Source organism: uncultured Luteimonas sp., assembly GCF_947492465.1.
Classification (GTDB): Bacteria; Pseudomonadota; Gammaproteobacteria; order Xanthomonadales; family Xanthomonadaceae; genus Luteimonas.
This window is the reverse complement of record NZ_CANLNF010000001.1, coordinates 817,976-839,550: the sequence shown is the minus strand read 5'-3', so window position 1 is coordinate 839,550 and position 21,575 is coordinate 817,976. Positions and strand designations below refer to the sequence as shown.

The window sequence follows — 21,575 nt, the reverse complement described above, 5'->3', positions numbered from 1 at the left end:
GGCGATGGCGCGCGGTTTCGCGCGCGGTCCGGGTGGCACTTCAGTCATGTTCCAGCTCCTCCGCCGGCAAGCGTAGCCGAGGCGCAGGGCCTCTGGCGTCGCGCGCCTTCGGACACGCGGGTGGTCCAGATTCCACGTCGATCCGCGCGCCCCGCAATGCGTCCGGTCACCCCTTGACGCTCCCCAGCAACAGTCCCTGGATGTAGTAGCGCTGCAGCAGCAGGAACAGCGCCAACACGGGCAGCACCGTCACCACCGCCCCCGCCATCATCAGTTCGACGTCCATGATGTGCTCGCGCGACAGCGCGGCCAGCGCAACCGGCAGGGTGTAGTGCTGCTGGTCGGTCAGGACGATCAGCGGCCACATGAAATCGTTCCACGCGCCCATGAAGGTGAAGGTGGCCAGCGTCACCAGCACCGGCTTGAGCAGCGGCAGCACGATCCGGAAGAAGATCCGCGCCTCGCCCGCGCCATCGATGCGCGCGGCCTCGATCAGCTCGTCGGGAATGCTGCGCGCGTACTGCCGCACCAGGAAGATGCCGAACACCGAGGCCATGCCGGGAATGATCACACCCCAGTAGCTGTTGACCAGCCCCAGCTGCTTCATCAGCAGGAACAGCGGCAGCATCGCCACCTGCGCGGGCACGACCAGCGCGGCCAGCAGCAGCTGGAAGATCCGCTCGCGCCCGGCGAAGCGCAGTTTGGCGAAGGCATAGCCGGCCATGGTGTTGAGCAGCAGCGATAGTGCGGTGATCGCGAGCGAAACCAGCAGGCTGTTGGCGAAGTTGCGGCCGATGCCGGTACTGGCGAACAGCTCGCGATAGCTGTCGAGGGTGGCGGTGGACGGCAGGAACGGCGGCGGGAAATGGCTGGCTTCGCCGCGCGGCATCAGCGAGACCGACAGCATCCACAGCAGTGGTGCGACGCTGAGCGCGGCCAGCGCTAGCAGCGCGGCGTTGACCTGCAGCGCCTCGGCGCGCGAGCGCCCGACCAGGCTCATACCAGCCCCCGCCTGCGACCGGCGCGCAGCAGCAGCGCGGTCACGCCGAGGATGATCAGGAATAGCAGGAACGCCACCGCCGAGGCGCGTCCGAGGTTCCACCATTTGAAGCCTTCCTCGAACATGTAGTACAGCACGCTGACCGTGCTCTGCAGTGGATCGCCGCGGGTCATCACATAGGGTTCGGCGAACAGCTGGAAGTAGCCCGACACCGTGATCACGCCCACCACCAGCAGCACCGGCCCCAGCTGCGGCAGGGTGATGTGCAGCAGCTGGCGCCAGCGCGAGGCGCCGTCGATGCGCGCGGCCTCGTACAGCTCCTGCGGGATCGCCTGCAGCCCGGCCAGGAAGATCACCATGTTGTAACCGAAGTTCTTCCAGATCGCGAACAGCATGATCGTGGGCATCGCCCAGCGTGGATCGCCGAACCAGTCGACCGGGCCGATGCCCACCTGCCCCAGCCCCCAGTTCACCAGCCCGTAGCTGGTGTGGAACAGGTAGCGCCAGATCACCGCCACCGCGACCAGCGTGGTCACCACCGGCGCGAACAGCGCGGTACGCAGCAGCGCGCGCATCCTCGCCAGCGGCGAGTTGAGCAGCAGCGCGGCGCCCAGCGAGACCGAGATCGACAGCGGCACGCCGACCACCACGAAGTACACGGTGTTGCCCAGCGCCTTCCAGAACATCGGAGTGCGCAGCAGCTCGAGGTAGTTGCCCAGGGCGACGAAGCGCAGGTGCGCCGGATCGGCCAGCGCGTAGAGATCGAAATCGGTGAGGCTCAGCAGCAGCGCGGCGAATACCGGTAGCCCGAAGAACACCCCGAGCACGATCAGCGCCGGTGCCACGAACGTCCAGGCGGCGAGGTCAGCACGCATGGCCGCTGTCCTGGTGCACGAGGCCCGCCCTCACCCGCCCTGCTCCTGCTTTCGCACCCAGCGACGCTTTTCCAGGATCGCATCCACGCGCGCGTCCAGTTCCCGTACCGCAGCGTCCTGCGATTGTCCCCCGCGCACCACGCGCTCGGTGGCCAGCCGCATCTCCTGCGCGATGCGCTCCCATTCGAGCACCTGCGGCGTCGGCCGCACGCGTTCGAGCTGGTCGCGGAACGCATGCGCCAGCGCGTCGTTGGCCAGCGCCGGATGCGCCCAGGTGCTGCGGCGCGGCGGCAGGTCGCCGATCAGCGCGTGGAAGCGCTGCTGGATCTCCGGCCGCGACAGGAATTCCACCAGTTGCCACGCCGCCTCCTTGTTCCGCGAGGAGCGGAACAGCACCAGGCTGGTGCCGCCGGCAATCCCCGCACCGGGGCCATCGGGTCCGGGCAGCGGCATCGTGCCCCAGGCGCCGGCAAGCTCCGGCGGCTGCCGTCGCCGGAACTCGCGGATGTTCCAGGGGCCGGACAGGTAGAACGCGAACGACCCGCGGAAGAATTCGTCCCACACGTTCGAGATCTGGGTTTCCGACACCGGTGGCGCCCAGCCGCGCTCGAAAATGCCGGCGTAGAACGCGAGGGCCTTGCGGAAGCCCGGACCGCTGAAATTGCCCCGTCCGCCGTCCTCGCGCAGCAGCGGATCGCCGGTCTGCAGTGCCAGCGACAGCGGCGGCTCGAACTCGTTGACCGGGAGCAGGATCGCATGCCGTCCGGGCGGTCCGGCCCGGTCGAGGGCCGCCATCGCCTGTTCCCATTGCGCCCAGGTGCGCGGCGGCGCATCGATGCCCGCCTCGGCCAGCAGGTCCTTGCGGTAGAACAGCAGGCGCGTATCGACATACCAGGGCACGCCGCGCAGCTCGCCATCGACGACGTTGGTGGCCCAGATGCCGGGAAAATAGTCGTCCTCGTCGATGACCGCCGAGGCATCGACCCTGGCCTGCACCGGCTCGAGCGTATCGAGCGCGGCGAACTCGGCGATCCAGGTATTGCCCAGCTGGCAGACATCCGGCAGCCCGTCCGCGGCGAAGGCCGTCAAGAGCTTCTCGTGCGCGGCGGTCCATGGAATCTGCTGCAGCTCGACGCGGATGCCCGGATGCTCGCGCTCGAAATCGCGCAGCAGTTCGGCCACGACCTCCGCCTCCCGGCCCATGGCCCAGAAGCGCACGGTCGTGGCGCCATCGTCGCGCGCGCAGGCCGCGATCAGCAGCCCGAGCAGCGCGACTAGCAGCATTGGCCAACGCAATCGCATCAAGGTCCCTGTCGTTCGCCCGCTTCAGGACCGGCCGGCGCGCGCAGGCGGCCGGCCCGGAATCCGGGGTGCATTCTGTCAGACCCGTTACTGCGGCGGATCCGACGCCCTCGGTTCGGACGGCGGCTTCTCCTCGTCATGGGCGCGCGACTGGGCCATGCCGATGTCGCTGGCCGCGGCCGCTTCCGGATCCGGCTCGCCCGACGTGGTCGGCTCGCCCGGCGGCGCCAGCCAGCCGCCGGTGAACCCCGCGCGTTCCAGGCCCTTGCGGATGTAGGGGTTCTCCCGCATCACCTTCCACACGAACTCGTTGCGGTAGTTGGCGATCATGGTCAGGATCGGCCCCTGGTCGATACCGATGTAGTCGCTGGCCACCCAGCCACGTCCGGGGATCAGGCGCCCGGTCTTGAGCGGCACGTCGTACTTGAAGCTCGGATTGACCGCGTCGAGGAAGCCGTAGCTCGAGTACAGGTACTCGCCGTAGCGCTCGTACAGCTCCTCGGTGGCCGGAATCACGATCTCGGGGGCGAACGCGATCGAGGCGATCGATGCCGTCGGCGCGATCGTACCGTCGTCGAACTGGTCGGACAGGCCCGCGCCGCGCGCACTATAGTGGCGGAACTCACGCTGCTCGTCCTTGAACTGCTGGGTGGTGCGCTGCGGGCCGTCGCTGGCGGTCAGGCCCCAGATGTTGCGCCCGTAGTCGTCCCAGCCCATCGGATTCTCGATCGCGTACGCGCGCTGCGCATAGGTGGCGCGGCGGCTGTTCTCGAAGTAGTCGATGCCGCGGTTCTTCATGTATTCATCGCGGATCCCGCGGAAGTCGATCCACACGTGCGAGTACTGGTGGCCGAAGTGCGGGCCGAAACTCAGGTATTCCTGCCCCTGGAACACACCCCAGTCGCGCTCGTAGGTGCGCGTCCACACCTCCCAGGCTTCCGGCTCGACCGGATGCGTGGGCGAACCGAGCGCAAGGATGTAGACCAGCATCGCCTCGTTGTAGCCGCGCCAGTCGTGGCCGATGAAGCCGCGTTCGGGATACCAGCCCATCGAGATCAGCGGCGGCCGCTGCTGCAGCCACGGCCATTCCACGCGGCGGTAGATGCTGTCGGCGAGCTCGCGGATCTCGACCTCGCGCGGATCGTCGCCGGTGTAGTAGGACTGCGCGAACAGCACGCCCATGAGCAGCAGCCCGGTGTCCACGCTCGACAGCTCCACCCAGCTGTCGTAGCGCGCGCCTTCCTGCATGTCGAGGAAGTGGTAGAAGAATCCCTTGTACCCGCTGCGGCCGGTGGCCTGCGGCCCCATCCGCGCCCCGTCCAGGAACTGCAGCGTGGTGAGCGTCCGGTCCACCGCCTGGGTGCGGCTGACCCAGCCGTTCTCGATGCCGATCGGATACGCGGTGAGCGAGAAGCCGACCGAGGCGATGCTCGCGAACGGCCGCGACGGGAACCGGTCCGGCGTGAGTCCGTTGACCTCGTTGGTGGTGTCCCAGAAGAACTGGAACGTGCGTCGCTCGATGTCGCGGAACAGCGGCGGCAGCTCCGGCGGACCCGGCGGCTCCTCGGCGCGCGGATCCGGCTCGGGAAGCACCACCTGCGGGATGGGCCCCGGCTTGGGTGGCGCGACCTCGGACTCTTCGGGCTGCGGCGCCTCGCGCTGGCAGGCGGCAAGCAGGAGCGGCAGCACCAGCATTGCCAGCAGCCGGCGCAACGCGAGCGGGTTCTGCATGTGCACTCTCATGAAATCGATTACAGGACTCTACCGAAAAAGCCGGCCGCCGCGAGGCGACCGGCTTCGGGCGTTACCAGTCGATACCGAAGGAAATCTTGAACATGCGCGGAGGCCAGACCGTCCCGACCCCGTTGCGATTGCCGTAGTTGGGATTGGGCACGCCCACGAACCCGCGCCAGGTCTCGTAGTCGGTGTAGTTCTTCCAGTCGAAGACGTTGAATACGTCCGCGCGGACACGCAGTCTGAGGTCCGTGCCCGTATCCCACACCCGCTGGACGGCGACGTCGAACTGCTTGAAACCGATGGTGCCGCCGGGGATGAATGGATCGAAGAAGCAGTTGGCCCCGCTCGCTGCGTCGTAGCAGTTGGTGGCGTCCTTCGGCTCCGGACTGGCCAGTGTCAGCTTGGCCGACAGGTTGAAGCCCCACACATCCGCCACGCCGGTCGCGACCAGGCGGTGCTTGGGGATGCCCAGCGAGGTCAGGAACGGCTGGCCCTCGAGGTCTGGATAGTCGAACAGGTAGTGCTCGTCGTTGTTGGCGGCATTGAGCCGGTTCTCGCTGGCGTCGCTGTAGGTATAGGCCAGGGTGACGCCCCAGGGCGACGCGTCCGTGAATCGTTTGTCGATCGAGAGCAGCAGCGAATTGAGCTTGGTTTCGATGCCGTTGTCGACGCGGATGAAGGTGCCATAGCCGGGGATCTGCTGGCCCCAGGGCTGGCCGCCCCAGGTAGCACCCGGAACCGCGGGATCGCGGAAGCTACCGTCCGGCCAGCGATTGCCCAAGGTGAACAGGATGCCATCGTAGCTGCGCACGTGGGCGAACGTGGCGGACGTATTCCAGTCGTGGTCGAACACTTCGAAGCTGTTGCGGATGCCGAGACTGAACTGGTCCGAATACGGCGTCTTCAGATCGTTGTTGAGCAGGTTGACCTCGACGCCCAGGTTGGGGCTCGCCGCGACGAGCGCGTACAGGTTTTCGATGTCGTAATAACTGGGGTCCCAGGTCAGGCAGGTGGCCGGCGACGCCGAGCAATCGTGGTTGGGCGTGTCGAAGAAGTAGTCGTAGACCGGAAACGTGTTGCGCGCCTCCTCCAGTGCGATGTAGTCGAACAGGTTGCGATCGTAGGAACGTCCTACGCCGCCGAAGAGCACGAGTCGCTGGTCGCCGCTGATGTCGTAGGAGAAGCCCAGCCGCGGCGCCCAGTTGTCATTGTCCGGATCGCGGTTGCTGCCGTTGCTGATGTAATCCTCCACGTTGAAATCGACGTTCGGGCCCTGCAGGTTCGGCCAGGCACGCAGCGCCGCGGCGAGGCCGGCCGGCGTGACAAAGTCCTCGTATGTCGGCGTCTCCTCGTAGTCGTAGCGGATGCCGTAGTTCAGCGTCAGGCGCTCGTTGACCTCCCAATCGTCCTGGATGTAGATGCCAACCTGCTTGTTGTCAGAGCGCACGTTGCGATCGGTGATGCCCGGCAGTGGCGCGCCGAACTGGACCCGCCAGGGGACGAAGGTGGCCAGCGTGTCGCGCCCCGCGGCCAGGTTCTCGTAGTAATCGACCCGGTACTGGGCGTTATAGGGCTGCTGCTGGAAGGAGTCTATCTGCACGGCCTTGTACTTCAGGCCCATCTTGATGGTGTGGCCTTCCAGTCCGCTGAAGGTGAAGTCGTTCTGCAGCGAGTAGCCCTGCTGTCCCTTGTTCTGGTAGTCCGCGCCGCCGCCGACGTTGAGGATGGTATTGCCATCGCCCTGGTTGAAGAGGTTGTTGCGGATCTGCAGGCCGGGGCCGATGGTGATCGGACGCGGACTCCAGTAGTCGTCCTCGGATGTCAGATGCAGGTCGTTGAGCCAGGTGTCCCCGGTCCACTGCCAGCGCAGATCGATGCGGGTGCTGTCGTTGGACTTGGTGCTTCCGTAGCTGGCCGTATTCGGGCCGTCTCCGATGCCCTGGATCTCGTCTTCCTTGCGGATCTTGGCGGTCAGCTCGACCATGTGCGTGTCGCTGGCGTACCAGGTCAGCTTGCCGAAGTACATGTCCTGCTTGAATGGCAGCGAGGTCGATCCGAGCAGGCCGAACAATTCGGGGGTGAGGTCGTTTGGATTGAAATTGTTGTCGCCCCAGCGGATATCACGCGGACGCTCGATATCCTTCGCCTCGTACGTCACGAAGAAGAACAGCTTGTCCTGGATGATCGGACCACCGAAGGAGGCGCCGTACTGCTCCTCGCTCGAAGGTGTGGGGTCGCGCTGCTCCATCTCCTCGCGGAAAGTCCTCGCGCGCCAGTCCTCGCTGGTGTGGTCCCAGAAGAAGCTGCCTTCGAATTCGTTGGTGCCCGACTTCGTCACGGCGGTGATCGCAGCGCTGCTGATCTGGTCGTACTCGGCCTTGTAGTTGGAGGTAATGACCTTGTATTCGCCGATCGCCAGCTGCGGGAACGGGTTGCCGCTGCTGGAATCCTGACCGCTCACGCCGCCCTTGAGTACATAGTTCTTCTGTCCGACGCCATCGATGAACACGTTGATGCCGTTGGAGTTCTGGGCGCCACCACGCAATTTGGTGGAACCGTCGGCCCCGGTCTGAAAGATCATGCCGGGGACGGTATCGGCAAATGCAAGGAAGTTCCGCGACGCCTGGGGCAGCGATTCGATCTGCCTTTGCGACACGTAGGTCGCGACCTCCGAAGTCTTCGTCTCCACCATCGACGTCCCGGTCACCACCACAGCATCCAAGTCCGTCGCCTCGCCCGCCGGCGCGGTCTCGGCCACGCCGCCCACACCGAGGTCGAGCGTGGCGGTCTGGCCCACGGCAACGGTGACGTTCTGGGAACTCGCCTGGCCGTTGGCGTTGACGTCGATGCGGTAGGTGCCCGGCGGCAGGCCGGCGAGGTTGTAGTTGCCGTTGGCACCGGTCTGCACGCTGCGGGTGAGGCCGGTGGCGAGGTTGGTCGCGGTCACCTGCGCCTGCGCGGCCGGGGCGGAGTCGGCCATTACCTGGCCGCGGATGGTGGCGGCCGTGGATTGCGCGAGCACGGGCGCCGACAGGAGCATGCAGCCGGCCAGGGCGCAGCTGAGCAGACTGCGTTCCAGCCTGTGGGATGCGGAGCGGGACTTCCGATTCATGCTTGTTGCCCTCCCGGGGCGGTCCTTTCATCGTTGAAACGGGGGATGGATGCGTCGGGCGACGCATCCGCTTCCAACTCCAGCAGCGGACGGGTGCTGGCGTGCTTCCACCTCATCCGTCGGGTCCTGGTACCTGGCTCGACCGGCGCACCACCAGTCGCGGCTCCAGCAGTTCGCGGGAGCCGGCTGCTGCGGCGTCCCCCTGTCCCGCATCGAGCAGCTTGTGGATGGCGCGCGCCCCGAGCTCGGCGATCTCGACGCGCATCGTCGTTAAGGCCGGGTGTACGTAGCGCGAAAGCGGAATGTCGTCGAAGCCTGCCAGCGCGATGTCGGCGGGGACGCGCAGGCCGCCCTGGGTGAGCGCGAACAGGCAGCCCAGCGCCATCATGTCGTTGGCCGCGAACACCGCGTCCGGTCGCGCCTGCGCCTGCAGCAGCGCCTGGCCCGCGCGGTGTCCCGAAGCCTCGTCGAAGTCGCCGGGCATCACCCATGCTTCGGCGCCCGGCGTCGCAGCGATCGCGTCGCGGTAGCCGCGCAGGCGCTCCTTCGCGTCGAAGTTGTCGGCCGGGCCGGCGATGAAGGCGATGCGCTGGTGGCCCGCGTCACGCAGGTGCCGCATCATCGCCATCGCCCCGCCATGGTTGTCCACGCCGACCGCGCTGCGGTCCTCCGGCACCAGCGCCGGATTCATCAGCACCACCGGCATCGGCGGCAGCTCCGCCGCCAGCGCTTCGGCGCCGTCCACGAACGGCGACATCAGCAGCAGACCATCCACGCGTCCGCGCATGGTCCGCAGCGCGGCGCCCTGCTCCTGCGGGTTGCCGTGGTAGCTCGACACCAGCAGGTGCAGGCCACGTTCGCGCGCGACGTGGTCGATGCCGCGCATCAGCTCGGAGAAGAATTCGCCGTACAGGTCCGGCAGCACCACGCCGATGGTCTGCGTGCGACGGCTGCTGAGGCTGCGCGCGGCGTGGTGCGGGCTGTAGCGCAACTGCTCGGCCACGCCCAGGATGCGCCGGCGCACGTCCTCGGCCACGTTCGGATGGCCGTTCAATGCGCGCGAGACGGTCGCCACCGACACGTTCGCGTGCCGGGCCACGTCCTTGATCGTCACGCTCATCGCAGCCGAGCTCCTTCCAGGGCTTTCGCACGGCTGCTCGCGCCGCCACGCGCGGGACGGCCGGTCGCCAGCCGCATTCGGCGACCGGTGGAATGCCGGGGCGGCGCCGGTGTCCTCACGGCGCCACCACCTCGAAGCGCGCGGACTGCTCCGCCTCCGAGCTGCCGCCCGCGAACACGGTGAACGTGCCCGGCTCGACCACGCGCCGCATGTCCACGTCGTACAGCGACAGGTCCTCGAACCCCAGCATGAACTCCAGCTCGCGCGATTCCCCCGGCTGCAGCTCCACCCGCTGGAATCCGCGCAGCTCGCGCACGGGACGCGTCACGCTGGCGACGTCGTCGCGCAGGTACAGCTGCACCACCTCGGCGCCGGCGCGCGGTCCGGCGTTGGTGACGCGCACGCGCACACTCTGGCGCGGGTCGGCGGCGGACACCTGCGCGCTCGCGAGCTGCGGCGGCGCGTACTCGAAGCGCGTATAGCTCAGCCCGTGGCCGAACGGGTACAGCGGCGTCCAGTGCACGTCCAGGTACTTGCTGGAAAACCGGTTGTCCTCCGCCGGCGGCCGGCCGGTATTGCGGCGGGCGTGGTAGATCGGCACCTGGCCGACGTTGCGCGGCACCGTCACCGGCAGCTTGCCGGACGGGTTCACGTCGCCGAACAGCACGTCGACCAGCGCGTTGCCGCCCTCCACGCCCGGGAACCAGGCTTCCAGGATCGCCGGTACCTTGCCCTGCAGCGCGCCCGTCGACAGCGGCCGGCCGTTGAGCAGCACCGCCACCACCGGCTTGCCGGTCGCGGCCACCGCCAGCGCCAGCTGCTCCTGCACGCCTGGCAGGTCGAGCGAGGTGCGATTGTTGGCCTCGGCGCTCATTTCCGGATGCTCACCCAGGAACATCAGCACCGCGTCGGCCTGGCGCGCGGCGCGCCCGGCCGCGTCGAAGCCGGACCTGTCGTCGTCGTCGATCGCCGCGCCCTTGGCCACGATCAGCTTCGTCTGCGCGCCGAGGGTCTGGCGCAGCGCGGCCAGCGGCGTCACCGCGTCTTCCGGGCGGCCGATGCCGACCCAGTTGCCGAGCATCGCCCAGGGCTCGTCGGCCAGCGGCCCGATCACCGCAAGCGTCCGCAGCGACTTCGACAGCGGCAGCACGTCGCCTTCGTTCTCCAGCAGCACCATGGATTTCTGCGCCGAGCGACGCGCCGCGGCCCGGTGTTCGTCGGTCAGCGTCATCGCCTGCTGCCGCGCGCCGTCCTTGCAGTAGCGATACGGATCCTCGAACAGCCCCAGCCGGAACTTCGCATTGAGCACCCGTCGCACCGAGGCGTCGACCTCGGCCAGCGGCACGTGCCCGGCCTCGACCGCGGCCGGCAGGTCCTGCAGGTAGATGGCGCTGACCATGTCCACGTCCACGCCGGCGTGCAGGGCCAGCCGCCCGGCCTGCTCGCGCGTGCCGGCCACGCCGTGCGGCATCAGTTCCATCACCCCGGTGTAGTCGCTCACCAGGACGCCGTCCCAGCCCCATTCGCCGCGCAGCAGGCCCTGGATCAGGGGTCCGTGGGCATGCATCGGCACGCCGGCGACCTCGTTGAAACTGGCCATGATCGACTGCGCGCCCGCGTCGACCGCAGCCTTGAACGGCGGCAGGTAGACCTCGTGCAGGGTGCGTTCGGAAACGTCGGCCACGTCGTAGTCGCGCCCGCCTTCGGCCGCCCCGTAGGCGACGAAATGCTTGGCGGTGGCGAGCAGGGTGTCGGGCGCGGCCAGGTCGTCGCCCTGGAAGCCGCGCACGCGGGCCGCGGCCAGCACCGACCCGAGGTAGGGATCCTCGCCCGAGCCTTCCACGATCCGGCCCCAGCGCGGGTCGCGGGCGATGTCGACCATCGGCGCGTAGGTCCAGTGCACGCCGTGCGCGGTCGCCTCGACGGCCGCGATCCGCGCGGCATTGCGCACTTCCTCCGGATCGAAGCTCGAGGCTTCGCCCAGCGGCACGGGGAAGATGGTGCGCATGCCGTGGATCACGTCGTAGGCGAACAGCAGCGGGATGCCCAGCCGCGAATCCTCCACCGCGATGCGCTGCAACCGGCAGGTGAGCTCCGCACCCCGGGTGCCGAGCCAGGAGCCGATCTGCCCCTGGCGCACCTGGTCCTCGCTGCCGGCCATGGCGGCCGGGCCGGTGTTGTTGCCCACGCCGGGCGGCTGGTTGAGCTGGCCCAGCTTCTCGGCCAGCGTCATCCGGGCCATCAACGCATCGACGAAGGCGCGTTCGGCGTGCGGGCCGCCGGCCGAGGTCCGCGGCGGCGGCGGCGCGGACCAGGCCGCGGGCGCGAGCAGCAGCGCGGCCAGCAGCCCGGCCAGCACGGGGGCGGGAGGCGTCGTCCAGGGGCGCGGTTCGGTCATCGGGAATGGCCGGGAAACGTGGGGGACGGCCGAATGTAAACGTTTCCAGCAAGCGGCGCATGGCACGCCGCAGCATTGCCCGCAGGCTTACCTGGCCGGCTGCGGCAGCACCGGCCGGAACGGCCGCACGTCCACCCGCACGTACACCCCGGCTTCCACGTACGGGTCGGCCTGCGCCCAGTCGCGCGCGGCGTCCAGCGACTCGAACTCGGCGATCACGATGCTGCCGCTGAAGCCGGCGGGTCCCGGATCCTCCGCGTCGATCGCCGGGCACGGCCCGGCCAGCAGCAGCCGGCCCTGGTCGCGCAGCGCGAGCAGTCGCGCCAGGTGCCGCTCGCGGGCGGCCAGGCGCCTGTCCAGCACCGCGTCGCCGTCGTGACCCTCGATCGCGTACCACATGTCCGTGCCCCAGTCTGACCAGCGTCGATTCTAGCGGCCGTCGACGCTGGACAGCCTGCACGCGCTGCGCTTACCCTAGGGAACAGGTTTCGCAGCCGAACGCCGCTCACGTCGCTCAAGGACGCAAAGTCGCGGCCCTTCGGCCAGATCCGACGCCCCCTTCGCGGTTTCCTGCCGGTTTCCGGCATGGCCCGCGCGTGGCGGCCCGTCGCAAGATGCTTTGACCAGTGCTGATGTTCCGGACCCGCGCACGCCGGGGATGCGCGCCCGCACGCCCAGCCTTTGGCCGTTCCCGGCGCTGGCACCACGATACGCAAGACGGCCCGGAGGGGCCGCACCTCGAATGAGCCAACCCGCCCAGGACAACGCCGCGCAGGCGCCCGCCCATCCGCAGCAGCAGGAAATGCCGCTGGCGGTGGTGCATGGCCAGCCCGTGCTGCAGATCCCGCAGGACCTGTACATCCCGCCGGATGCGCTGGAGGTGATCCTCGAGGCGTTCGAAGGTCCGCTCGACCTCCTGCTGTACCTGATCCGCCGACAGAACCTGGACATCCTCGACATCCCGGTGGCGGAGATCACCCGCCAGTACGTCGACTACATCGGCGTGATGCAGGAGCTTCGCTTCGAACTGGCCGCCGAATACCTGGTGATGGCCGCGATCCTGGCCGAGATCAAGTCGAGGATGCTGCTGCCGCGCCCGGCCAGCGTGGAGGGCGAGGAAGACGATCCGCGCGCGGACCTGGTACGCCGGCTGCAGGAGTACGAGCGCTTCAAGCAGGCCGCCGAAGACATCGACACCCTGCCGCGCATGGAGCGCGATACCTCGCCGGCCTCGGCCTTCGTGCCGGACCGCGCGCTGGTCAAGCCCCCCCCGCCGGTGGAGCTGCGCGAGATGCTGATGGCGCTGCACGACGTGCTCAAGCGCGCCGAGCTGCTCACCAGCCACGCGATCCGGCGCGACGCGCTGAGCGTTCGCCAGCGCATGGGCGAGCTGCTGACCCGGCTGGAGGACGGCGCCTTCCACCGCTTCGAGGCGCTGTTCGACCCGACCGAAGGCAGGCTCGGAGTGGTCGTGACCTTCCTGTCGATCCTGGAGCTGGCCAAGGAGCGCCTGCTCGACGTGGTGCAGGAAGCGCCGCTGGCGCCGATCTACGTGAAGTCGCTCGCCCTCGGCCTGGCCGCGGACGAGCCGCTGGAGTTCTCCAGCGAGTTCGACGACGAACCCGCGGAGGGTTCGGGAAGCTAGAGCAACGCGGCATGGGGCCGCATCCGCGCAAGCCGCCGCGCACCCGCCGCCGCGGCATGCCGCACCCCGCACCACCCACTTACACCACCCGCAACCGACTGCCGATGGATCAATCGCTCATCAACCGCATCGTCGAGGCCGCGCTGCTGGCGTCCAGCCAGCCGCTGACGGTCGTCCAGCTGGGCGGGCTGTTTCCGCTCGACGAGCCCGCGCCCGACGGCAGCCTCCAGGCCGCGCTGGAAACGCTGCAGGCCGACTGCGCCGACCGCGGCGTGGAACTGGTCGAAGTCGCCTCCGGCTGGCGCTACCAGGTCAAGGCCGACGTGCACCCCTGGGTGGCGCGGCTGTGGACCGAACGGCACGTCAAGTACACCCGCGCCACCCTCGAGACCCTGGCGCTGATCGCCTACCGCCAGCCGATCACCCGCGGCGAGATCGAGCAGGTGCGCGGCGTGGCGACCAACAGCAACATCATCAAGGCGCTGGAAGAGCGCGAGTGGATCCGCGTGGTCGGCCACCGCGACATGCCGGGCCGGCCGGAACTGCTGGGCACCACCAAGGCCTTCCTCGACTACTTCGGCCTCAAGCGCCTGGACGAACTGCCGCCGCTGTCCGAACTCAAGGACTTCGGCGAACTGGAACCGCAGTTGGAGTTCGAGGGCCAGCGCGCCGTCGGCGGGATCGCCGGCGCGGACGGAACGACTGCTGGCGAGGCCGATGAGGCAGACCCGGCGGCCAACGATGCCGACCTGGCCGGTGCCGGCGACGGCGACGATGCCGATGCCTCGACGGAGCAGCCCGACGCCGCAGCGGCCGGAGAAGACGCCGCTACCGGGACCGGTGCCGATCCGGAAATGGATGCCGATACCGACGCAACCACCGACGACACCGGCGAACAGGGACACGAAGACGAACACGATACCGATACACCCCACCACCCCGACGGCGAAGATGCCGCGGCCGAACAGCAGGACGCCCTCGCCGACGACGGCGACAGCACCCGGAGCAGACATGAGTAAGCAACACCCCACCGCCGGCAGCCGCAAGCTGTCGCTCAAGCGCAGCGAAGACAAGGTTGCCGACGCCCCCAGGCTCGAAGAACGCCTGCACAAGGTGCTGGCGCAGGCCGGCCTCGGCTCTCGCCGTGCGCTGGAACAGCGCATCGCCGACGGCCTGGTGAAGGTCAATGGCGAGATCGCCCAGACCGGCATGTCGGTCAAGGGCGGCGACCGCATCGAGATCGACGGCCGCCAGTTCGTCGCCAGCGCGCTGACCGAACCGGCGCGCGTGCTGATGTACAACAAGCCCGAAGGCGAAGTGACCACGCGCGAGGATCCCGAAGGCCGCCCGACGATCTTCGAATCGCTGCCCTCGCTCAAGGGGGCGCGCTGGATCGCGATCGGCCGCCTCGACATCAACACCACCGGCCTGCTGCTGCTCACCACCGACGGCGAGCTGGCCAACGCGATGATGCATCCCTCCTACGAGGTCGATCGCGAGTACGTCTGCCGGGTGCGCGCGCCCGAGGGCGAGGAGACGGTGTCGGAGAAGATCGTCGACCGGCTCGCGCGCGGCGTGGCGCTGGAGGACGGCCCGGCCAAGTTCGACGAGATCAAGCGCATCGGCGGCACCGATTCGAACGAATGGTTCCAGGTGCTGCTCAAGGAAGGCCGCAACCGCGAGGTACGCCGCCTGTGGGAATCGCAGGGTTGCCAGGTCAGCCGGCTCAAGCGCATCCGCTACGGCAACGTCGCGCTGCCGCAGACGCTGCTGCGCGGGCAGTCGCTGGAACTGGCCGATGCGCAGGTCGACGTGTTGCGCAAGGAGCTCAAGCTCGAGGAAGGCCCGCCGCCGGCGCTGACCCTGCTGCCGGTGATCGGCCAGCGCAAGGCCGCCAAGTCGACCGTGCACGTGGGCGGCGACCGCCGTCCGCAGGGCTACGTCAACGGCCACAACACCGCCGACGAGGGGCGCGAGCTGCGCCGCTTCGACCATGTGCGCGAGGATCGTCGCGGGCGCGGCGGCAAGAAGCCGCACGGTGGCCTCACGGTCAGCGGCGAGCAGGCGGCCAAGCAGTCGCAGAAGCCGTTCAAGCAGCGCACGCAGAAGGGACCCAAGCCGCTGCCGGAAGGCAACCCGGCCGCGTTCCGCACCTGGTACGTGCCCGAGGGCGTCGATACCGGTCCGGCCGGACATCGCAACGCCGACGGCCGTGGCCCGCGCAAGCCGGGCCCCGGCAAGAAGCGCCCCGGCCCGGGCGGTGGTGGTGCCGGCCGAAGCCAGGGCAATCGAGGCCAGGCCGCCCATCCCTATGGCCATCCGGGCGGCGCGATGAGCTTCCCGTCCGACCATGCCTCGCCAGGGCACAACCCGAACGCGGCGCGTCCGCGCGGACCGCGTCCCGGCGGCGCCAACCGTCCCAAGGGTCCGCGTCCCGGTCCCGGTGGCGGAAGCCGTGGCCCCGGTGGTGGAAGCCGTGGTCCGGGCGGCGGCAACCGCGGCCCGCGCGGTGGCAATCGCTGAAGCAACCGTCCCTCTTCCCGATTCGCGAAGAGGGGATCCCGGGCGCTGCCGTCGACCCGGTGCTGGGGTCCAGTCAGCGCTGCGATCGAGCCGGCGCTGGCGGCCAGTCATGGCCGCAGTCGAGTCGGAGCCGGGATCAAACCAGCGCTGAAGTCCACTCAGCGCCGCGGTCGAGCTGGCGCTGCGTCCGGTTCGTAGAAGCGTACGCATCCCCGTGTCTCCCATTCCCCGCATGGCGGGGGAAGGTCGGGATGGGGGCCGCATCCGGTGCCGAGAAAGCCCGTTTCCCGAGCGGCACCTCGCCGAGGGTGCAAAGACGGACCACAGCATCCCGCCCCGCCCGTCGCGCAACGCCGCGCGATATGCCGGCAGCGAAGCCGGCGGTCAGACGGCGTCGCGCGCCACCTCGCGCAGCCGACCCTCGTGCAGCTCGACCACGCGGTCGAGCTTGCGCGCCAGGCGGCGGTCGTGGGTGACCAGCGCCAGGCTGGTGCGCTGCGCACGGTTGAGTTCCAGCATCAGTTCGAACACGGTCGCGGCCGTGCGCTCGTCCAGGTTGCCGGTCGGTTCGTCGCCCAGGACGCAGGCCGGCCGGTTGACCAGCGCCCGCGCCACCGCGGCACGCTGGCGTTCGCCGCCCGACAGCTCGCCGGGCTTGTGCTCGAGGCGGTGTCCCAGCCCCACCGCTTCCAGCAGCTCGCGCGCACGCGCCGAGGCGTCGGCCGCCGCGGTGCCGCCCAGCAGCACCGGCAACATCACGTTCTCCAGCGCGGTGAACTCCGGCAGCAGGTGGTGGAACTGGTACACGAAGCCCAGCGCGCGATTGCGCAGCTGGCCGCGCGCGGCGTCCGACAGCGCGCTCATCTTCTGGCCGGCGACATAGACCTCGCCTGCCGTGGGCGTGTCGAGCCCGCCCAGCAGGTGCAGCAGCGTGCTCTTGCCCGCGCCCGAGGCGCCGAGGATGGCGACCGTCTCGCCGGCATCGACGCGGAAGTCCAGCCCGTCGAACACCGGGGTGCGCATCCTGCCCTCGGCGTAGGTCTTGCCCAACTGCTCGGCGCGGATCACGGCGACGTCGTCGCGCACTTCGCCGGCCACGGTATCGGACTCACTCATAGCGCAGCGCCTCCGCCGGCGCGGTGCGCGCGGCGCGCCAGGCCGGGTAGATCGTGGCCAGGAAGGCCATCAGCAGCGCCACCATCGCGATCACCACCACGTCGCCGGACTGCAGGTCGATCGGCAGGCCGGTGACGTAGTACACGTCCGAGGGCATCAGCACCACGTCGAAGCTGCGTTCGATCGCCCGCAGGATGTGCTCGAGGTTGAAGGTCAGCACCAGTCCGCCAATCACGCCAGCCACCGTGCCGATCAGGCCGATCAGCGTGCCCTGCACCACGAACACCTGCATCACCCCGCCCGGCGTGAGTCCCAGCGTGCGCAGGATGGCGATGTCGGCCAGCTTGTCGGTCACCAGCATCACCTGCGAACTGAGCAGGGAGAAGGCGCCCATCAGGATGATCAGCGACAGCAGGATGCCGATCATGGTCTTCTCCAGCTTCAGCGCACGGAACATGTTGGCGTTTTCCATGCTCCAGTCGCTGACCCGGTAGTAGCTGCGGTTCTCGGCTGCAAGCGCCTGCGCCAGGTCCGCCGCGACGTTCCAGGCCTGGTCCATGTCGTGCAGCTTCAGGCGCACGCCGGTGACGCCGTCGCCCATGCGCATCAGCCGCTGCGCGTCCTGGATGTTGACCACGGCCAGGCGCCGGTCGAAGTCCTGGTAGCCGGCCTCGAAGATGCCGCTGACGGTGAAGCGCTTGAGCTGCGGCACCGCGCCCATCGGCGTGACCTGGAAATCGGTGGTGACGACAACCTTGTCGCCCACGCGTGCGCCCAGCCACTGCGCCAGCTCCTTGCCGAGCACGATATTGAACTCGCCCGGCGCCAGGTCCGACAGCGTGCCCTGCACCATCCACTCGGCCAGATCCGAAACCTGCGCCTCGTCCTGCGGCGAAACGCCGCGGATCGCCGCGGGCTCCTGGCGCGCACCGCGCAGCAAGGCCTGCGCATCGATATAGGGTGCCGCGCCGGAGATGCGTGCGTCGCGCTTGGCGATCTCGATCGCATGCGGCCAGCCACTCATTGCTTCGCCATCGGCACTGACGGTGGCGTGCGCCACCATGCCGAGCATGCGGTCCTTGATCTCGCGCTGGAATCCGCTCATCACCGCCAGCGTGGTGATCAGCACCATCACCCCGATCGCGATGCCGAGGATCGAGGCCAGGGAGATGAAGGAGATGAAGCCGTTGCGGCGCTTGGCGCGCAGGTAGCGCAGGCCGATGGCGACGGGGACCGGTTTGAACATGCGCGGTCAGCGTCCCTGCGCGCTGCGGGCGCGACGCCGGGACCGGGTGGAACGAAGCAGTCGCGGCATCGGCGGCATCGAGGCGGTGTCTCGTCGCGGAACGGGCCGCTATGGTGCCATCGAAGCCCCACCCCGCGCAGCCTGCGTGGCCGGCGCGGCCAGTCGCAGTTCACGTCGCGCCGCGGCCGGCAGGGTGTCGGGCCACCAGGCGCGATGCCGTCTCTGCCCGCCTGCGTCGCGCCAGCTGGCGAACGCCAGCGGCCCCCGCCACTGCAGCACGAAGTCGGTGGCCGGTTCGCCATCCACCTGCGGCGTGGCGCCGGGGCCGAACACGAAGGTCTGCTCGACATGCGCGCGTTCGCGCCGCCACAGCCAGGCGGCGTAGCCGCAGGCGAGCACCGCGCCGGGCCAGGCCAGTGGCGCGGGCAGGTCCGAAGCCACCAGCGAGCAGGCCGAGAGCAGCCCCAGCAGCGGCATCGCCCAGGCCAGCCAGCGCGAGGGACGCCAGGCGATCCGGGCCGTCCCGGCGAATGCGGCGCGATCAGCCGGGTGGAAGCGCGCCGATGCGGCGGACGAGCGCGTCGAGTTCGGCATCGGTGGCGGCCTCATGGCCCATGAACCAGTGCCAGAGCCTATCGTCTTCGCAGTCCAGCAGCCGTAGGAAAACCCCGCGCTCGGCGTCGGAAGCTGCCGCCCATTCGCGATCGACCCAGCGCTCGAACAGCTGGTCGAGTTCGCGCATGCCGCGACGGCAACGCCAGCGGATGCGACGGAGTTCGGCGGCGTCTGAAGCGGCGTCGTTCATGGGTGGATCAACACGCGGGTCGCGGCACTTCTCGACGGCAGATCGCTGCGAGGCGGCACGCAGGCCGCAACGAGCGGGGCGCCGGACTGCCGGCGCCCTGCGATCAGCCGTGGCGTTCCAGCATCAGCTGCTTGATCGAACCGATCGCCTTGGCCGGGTTCAGGCCCTTGGGACAGGTGCGCGCACAGTTCATGATGGTGTGGCAGCGATACAGCTTGAACGGATCCTCGAGGTCGTCCAGGCGCGCGCCGGTGTCCTCGTCGCGGCTGTCGACGATCCAGCGATAGGCCTGCAGCAGCACGGCCGGCCCCAGGTAGCGCTCGCCGTTCCACCAGTAGCTCGGGCAGGCGGTGCTGCAGCAGGCGCACAGGATGCATTCGTACAGCCCGTCGAGCTTGTCGCGGTCGGCCGGCGACTGCAGGCGCTCGCGATCCGGCGGCGGCGCGCTCTGGGTGCGCAGCCAGGGCTGGATCGAGGCGTACTGGGCGTAGAAGTGGGTCAGGTCCGGCACCAGGTCCTTGACCACGCTCATGTGCGGCAGCGGGTAGATCGGAACCTCGGACTTCTTGCAGTCGTCGATGGCGCGGGTGCAGGCCAGCGTGTTCGTGCCGTCGATGTTCATCGCGCACGAACCGCAGATGCCCTCGCGGCAGGAGCGGCGGAAGGTCAGGGTCGGGTCGATCTCGTTCTTGATCTTGATCAGCGCGTCCAGGACCATCGGCCCGCACTTGTCGAGGTCGACCTCGTAGGTGTCGGTGCTCGGGTTCTGGCCGTCGTCCGGGTTCCAGCGGTAGACCTTGAACGTGCGCACGCGCCTGGCGCCGTCGGGCGCCTTGAAATGGCGTCCCTTGCGGACCGTCGAGTTCTTCGGGAGGGTGAATTCAGCCATGGTGTTCGATCCCGATCAGTAGACGCGCGCTTTCGGCGGCACGACTTCGACTTCGTCGTCGAGCGTGTACATGTGCACCGGGCGGTAGTCGATGCTGGTGTTGCCGGCCTCGTCCGCCCAGCACAGGGTGTGCTTGTGCCAGGTCTGGTCGTCGCGATCGGGGAAGTCCTCGCGGGCGTGGGCGCCGCGCGATTCCTTGCGGTTCTCGGCCGAGGTGATGGTCACCAGCGCCTGGCCCAGCAGGTTCTGCAGCTCCAGCGTCTCGATCAGGTCGGAGTTCCAGACCAGCGAACGGTCGCTGACCTTGACGTCGGCGAACGAGGCGTGGATGTCGCGGACCTGCCTGACGCCCTCTTCGAGCGTTTCCTGGGTACGGAACACCGCGGCATGGGCCTGCATCGAGCGCTGCATGCGGTCGCGGATCACGGCCGTCGGCGTGTCGCCCTTGGCGTTGCGCAGGCGGTCGAGGTTGGAGATCGCCTTGTCGGTGGCGTCGCCGGCCAAGCGCTTGTGCGGTTGGCTGGGCCTGATCGTCTCGGCGCAGCGGTTGGCCACCGCGCGCCCGAACACCACCAGGTCGAGCAGCGAGTTCGACCCCAGTCGGTTGGCACCGTGCACCGACACGCAGGCCGCTTCGCCGATCGCGTACAGGCCGGGGACGACCGCGTCGGGATTGCCGTCCTTCAGCTGCACCACTTCGCCGTGGTAGTTGGTCGGGATGCCGCCCATGTTGTAGTGGACGGTCGGGATCACCGGGATCGGCTGCTTCTCCACGTCGACGCCGGCGAAGATCTTCGCGCTCTCGGCGATGCCGGGCAGCTTCTTGTGGATGTCGGCTGGGTCCAGGTGGGTCAGGTCGAGGTGGATGTGGTCCTTGTGCTCGCCGACGCCACGACCCTCGCGGATCTCGATCGTCATCGAGCGGCTGACCACGTCGCGCGAGGCCAGGTCCTTGGCATTGGGCGCATAGCGCTCCATGAAGCGCTCGCCATTGCTGTTGCGCAGGATGCCGCCCTCGCCGCGCACGCCCTCGGTGATCAGGCAGCCGGCGCCGTAGATGCCGGTCGGGTGGAACTGCACGAACTCCATGTCCTGCAGGCCCAGGCCCGCGCGCAGCGCCATGCCGCCGCCGTCGCCGGTGCAGGTGTGCGCCGAGGTCGCGGAGAAGTAGGCGCGGCCGTAGCCGCCGGTCGCCAGCACAACGCCATGGGCGCGGAACAGGTGCAGGGTGCCCTCGGCCATGTCGATGGCGAGCACGCCCTTGCAGGCGCCCTCCTCGTCCATGATCAGGTCGAGCGCGAAGTACTCGATGTAGAACTCGGCCTGGTGCGCCAGCGACTGCTGGTACAGCGTGTGCAGGATGGCGTGGCCGGTGCGGTCGGCCGCGGCGCAGGTGCGCTGCGCGGTGCCCTTGCCGTAATGCGTGGTCATGCCGCCGAACGGGCGCTGGTAGATCTTGCCCTCCTCGGTGCGCGAGAACGGCACGCCCTGGTGCTCGAGCTCTATGATCGCGGGGATCGCCTCGCGGCACATGTACTGGATGGCGTCCTGGTCGCCCAGCCAGTCGGAGCCCTTGATCGTGTCGTAGAAGTGGAAGCGCCAGTCGTCCTCGCCCATGTTGCCAAGCGCGGCGGAAATGCCGCCCTGCGCCGCCACGGTGTGCGAACGGGTCGGGAAGACCTTGGTGATGCACGCGGTCTTCAGGCCCTTGTGCGCAAGCCCGAAGGTCGCGCGCAGGCCGGCGCCGCCGGCGCCGACGACGATCATGTCGTAATGGTGTTCGGTGATCTTGTAAGCGGAGGTCATC

Annotated in this window: 16 protein-coding genes and 1 pseudogene; 3 read left to right on the top strand and 14 right to left on the bottom strand. The window is 68.9% G+C overall.

The window, feature by feature from the left end; genetic code table 11:
• Positions 1 to 166: 166 nt before the first annotated feature.
• The 8 genes from Q0863_RS03785 to Q0863_RS03750 all read right to left on the bottom strand — a co-directional run bounded on the left by Q0863_RS03785 (position 167) and on the right by Q0863_RS03750 (position 11,943).
• Positions 167 to 1,000, bottom strand: a complete 834-nt coding sequence (locus Q0863_RS03785) for a carbohydrate ABC transporter permease (RefSeq protein ID WP_298575179.1) — start codon at positions 998 to 1,000, stop codon at positions 167 to 169.
• Positions 997 to 1,875: a sugar ABC transporter permease gene (locus tag Q0863_RS03780; protein WP_298575177.1), complete on the bottom strand. Its 879-nt coding sequence runs from the start codon at positions 1,873 to 1,875 to the stop codon at positions 997 to 999. The genes Q0863_RS03785 and Q0863_RS03780 overlap by 4 nt, the downstream gene beginning before the upstream one ends.
• A 30-nt stretch (positions 1,876 to 1,905) precedes the next feature.
• The gene (locus Q0863_RS03775; RefSeq protein ID WP_298575894.1) at positions 1,906 to 3,177 is read right to left on the bottom strand and encodes a sugar ABC transporter substrate-binding protein; all 1,272 of its coding nucleotides are present in this window, start codon (positions 3,175 to 3,177) and stop codon (positions 1,906 to 1,908) included.
• Between the two features lie 87 nt (positions 3,178 to 3,264).
• Positions 3,265 to 4,908 (bottom strand): glucoamylase family protein, encoded by a 1,644-nt coding sequence (locus Q0863_RS03770; RefSeq protein WP_298575175.1) that lies wholly within the window; start codon positions 4,906 to 4,908, stop codon positions 3,265 to 3,267.
• 73 nt (positions 4,909 to 4,981) lie between these two features.
• Entirely contained in the window at positions 4,982 to 8,026 is a 3,045-nt protein-coding gene (locus tag Q0863_RS03765) for a TonB-dependent receptor (RefSeq protein WP_298575173.1), read from the bottom strand.
• Between the two features lie 112 nt (positions 8,027 to 8,138).
• The gene (locus Q0863_RS03760) at positions 8,139 to 9,146 is read right to left on the bottom strand and encodes a LacI family DNA-binding transcriptional regulator (protein ID WP_298575171.1); all 1,008 of its coding nucleotides are present in this window, start codon (positions 9,144 to 9,146) and stop codon (positions 8,139 to 8,141) included.
• 115 nt (positions 9,147 to 9,261) lie between these two features.
• Entirely contained in the window at positions 9,262 to 11,544 is a 2,283-nt protein-coding gene (gene bglX, locus Q0863_RS03755) for a beta-glucosidase BglX (RefSeq protein WP_298575170.1), read from the bottom strand.
• A gap of 87 nt (positions 11,545 to 11,631) precedes the next feature.
• Positions 11,632 to 11,943 (bottom strand): YciI family protein, encoded by a 312-nt coding sequence (locus tag Q0863_RS03750; protein ID WP_298575168.1) that lies wholly within the window; start codon positions 11,941 to 11,943, stop codon positions 11,632 to 11,634.
• Positions 11,944 to 12,286: 343 nt separating this feature from the next.
• Here Q0863_RS03750 and Q0863_RS03745 point away from each other — a divergent pair, with 343 nt between their 5' ends.
• The 3 genes and pseudogenes from Q0863_RS03745 to Q0863_RS03735 all read left to right on the top strand — a co-directional run bounded on the left by Q0863_RS03745 (position 12,287) and on the right by Q0863_RS03735 (position 15,712).
• Positions 12,287 to 13,189 carry a ScpA family protein gene (locus Q0863_RS03745; RefSeq protein ID WP_298575166.1) on the top strand — a complete coding sequence of 301 codons (903 nt, stop codon included), beginning with the start codon at positions 12,287 to 12,289 and terminating at the stop codon, positions 13,187 to 13,189.
• A 104-nt stretch (positions 13,190 to 13,293) separates the two neighbouring features.
• Positions 13,294 to 14,073 (top strand): annotated as a pseudogene (gene scpB, locus Q0863_RS03740) (SMC-Scp complex subunit ScpB); the annotation flags it as partial.
• 127 nt (positions 14,074 to 14,200) lie between these two features.
• Positions 14,201 to 15,712, top strand: a complete 1,512-nt coding sequence (locus tag Q0863_RS03735) for a pseudouridine synthase (RefSeq protein WP_298575164.1) — start codon at positions 14,201 to 14,203, stop codon at positions 15,710 to 15,712.
• A gap of 384 nt (positions 15,713 to 16,096) precedes the next feature.
• Here Q0863_RS03735 and lolD read toward each other — a convergent pair whose 3' ends face one another.
• From lolD to sdhA, 6 genes are all read right to left on the bottom strand, one after another.
• On the bottom strand, positions 16,097 to 16,828 hold the full coding sequence (lolD, locus tag Q0863_RS03730) for a lipoprotein-releasing ABC transporter ATP-binding protein LolD (RefSeq protein WP_298575162.1): 732 nt from the start codon (positions 16,826 to 16,828) through the stop codon (positions 16,097 to 16,099).
• Positions 16,821 to 18,074 carry a lipoprotein-releasing ABC transporter permease subunit gene (locus tag Q0863_RS03725; RefSeq protein WP_298575160.1) on the bottom strand — a complete coding sequence of 418 codons (1,254 nt, stop codon included), beginning with the start codon at positions 18,072 to 18,074 and terminating at the stop codon, positions 16,821 to 16,823. The genes lolD and Q0863_RS03725 overlap by 8 nt, the downstream gene beginning before the upstream one ends.
• A 108-nt stretch (positions 18,075 to 18,182) precedes the next feature.
• A complete protein-coding gene (locus tag Q0863_RS03720) occupies positions 18,183 to 18,668 on the bottom strand; it encodes a hypothetical protein (protein WP_298575158.1) in 486 nt (161 codons plus the stop codon).
• Entirely contained in the window at positions 18,616 to 18,879 is a 264-nt protein-coding gene (locus Q0863_RS03715) for a succinate dehydrogenase assembly factor 2 (RefSeq protein ID WP_298575155.1), read from the bottom strand. Before Q0863_RS03715 ends, Q0863_RS03720 begins: the two co-directional genes overlap by 53 nt.
• Positions 18,880 to 18,982: 103 nt before the next feature.
• The gene (locus Q0863_RS03710) at positions 18,983 to 19,768 is read right to left on the bottom strand and encodes a succinate dehydrogenase iron-sulfur subunit (RefSeq protein ID WP_298575153.1); all 786 of its coding nucleotides are present in this window, start codon (positions 19,766 to 19,768) and stop codon (positions 18,983 to 18,985) included.
• Positions 19,769 to 19,783: 15 nt separating this feature from the next.
• The gene (gene sdhA / locus Q0863_RS03705; RefSeq protein WP_298575151.1) at positions 19,784 to 21,574 is read right to left on the bottom strand and encodes a succinate dehydrogenase flavoprotein subunit; all 1,791 of its coding nucleotides are present in this window, start codon (positions 21,572 to 21,574) and stop codon (positions 19,784 to 19,786) included.
• Position 21,575: the final 1 nt, after the last annotated feature.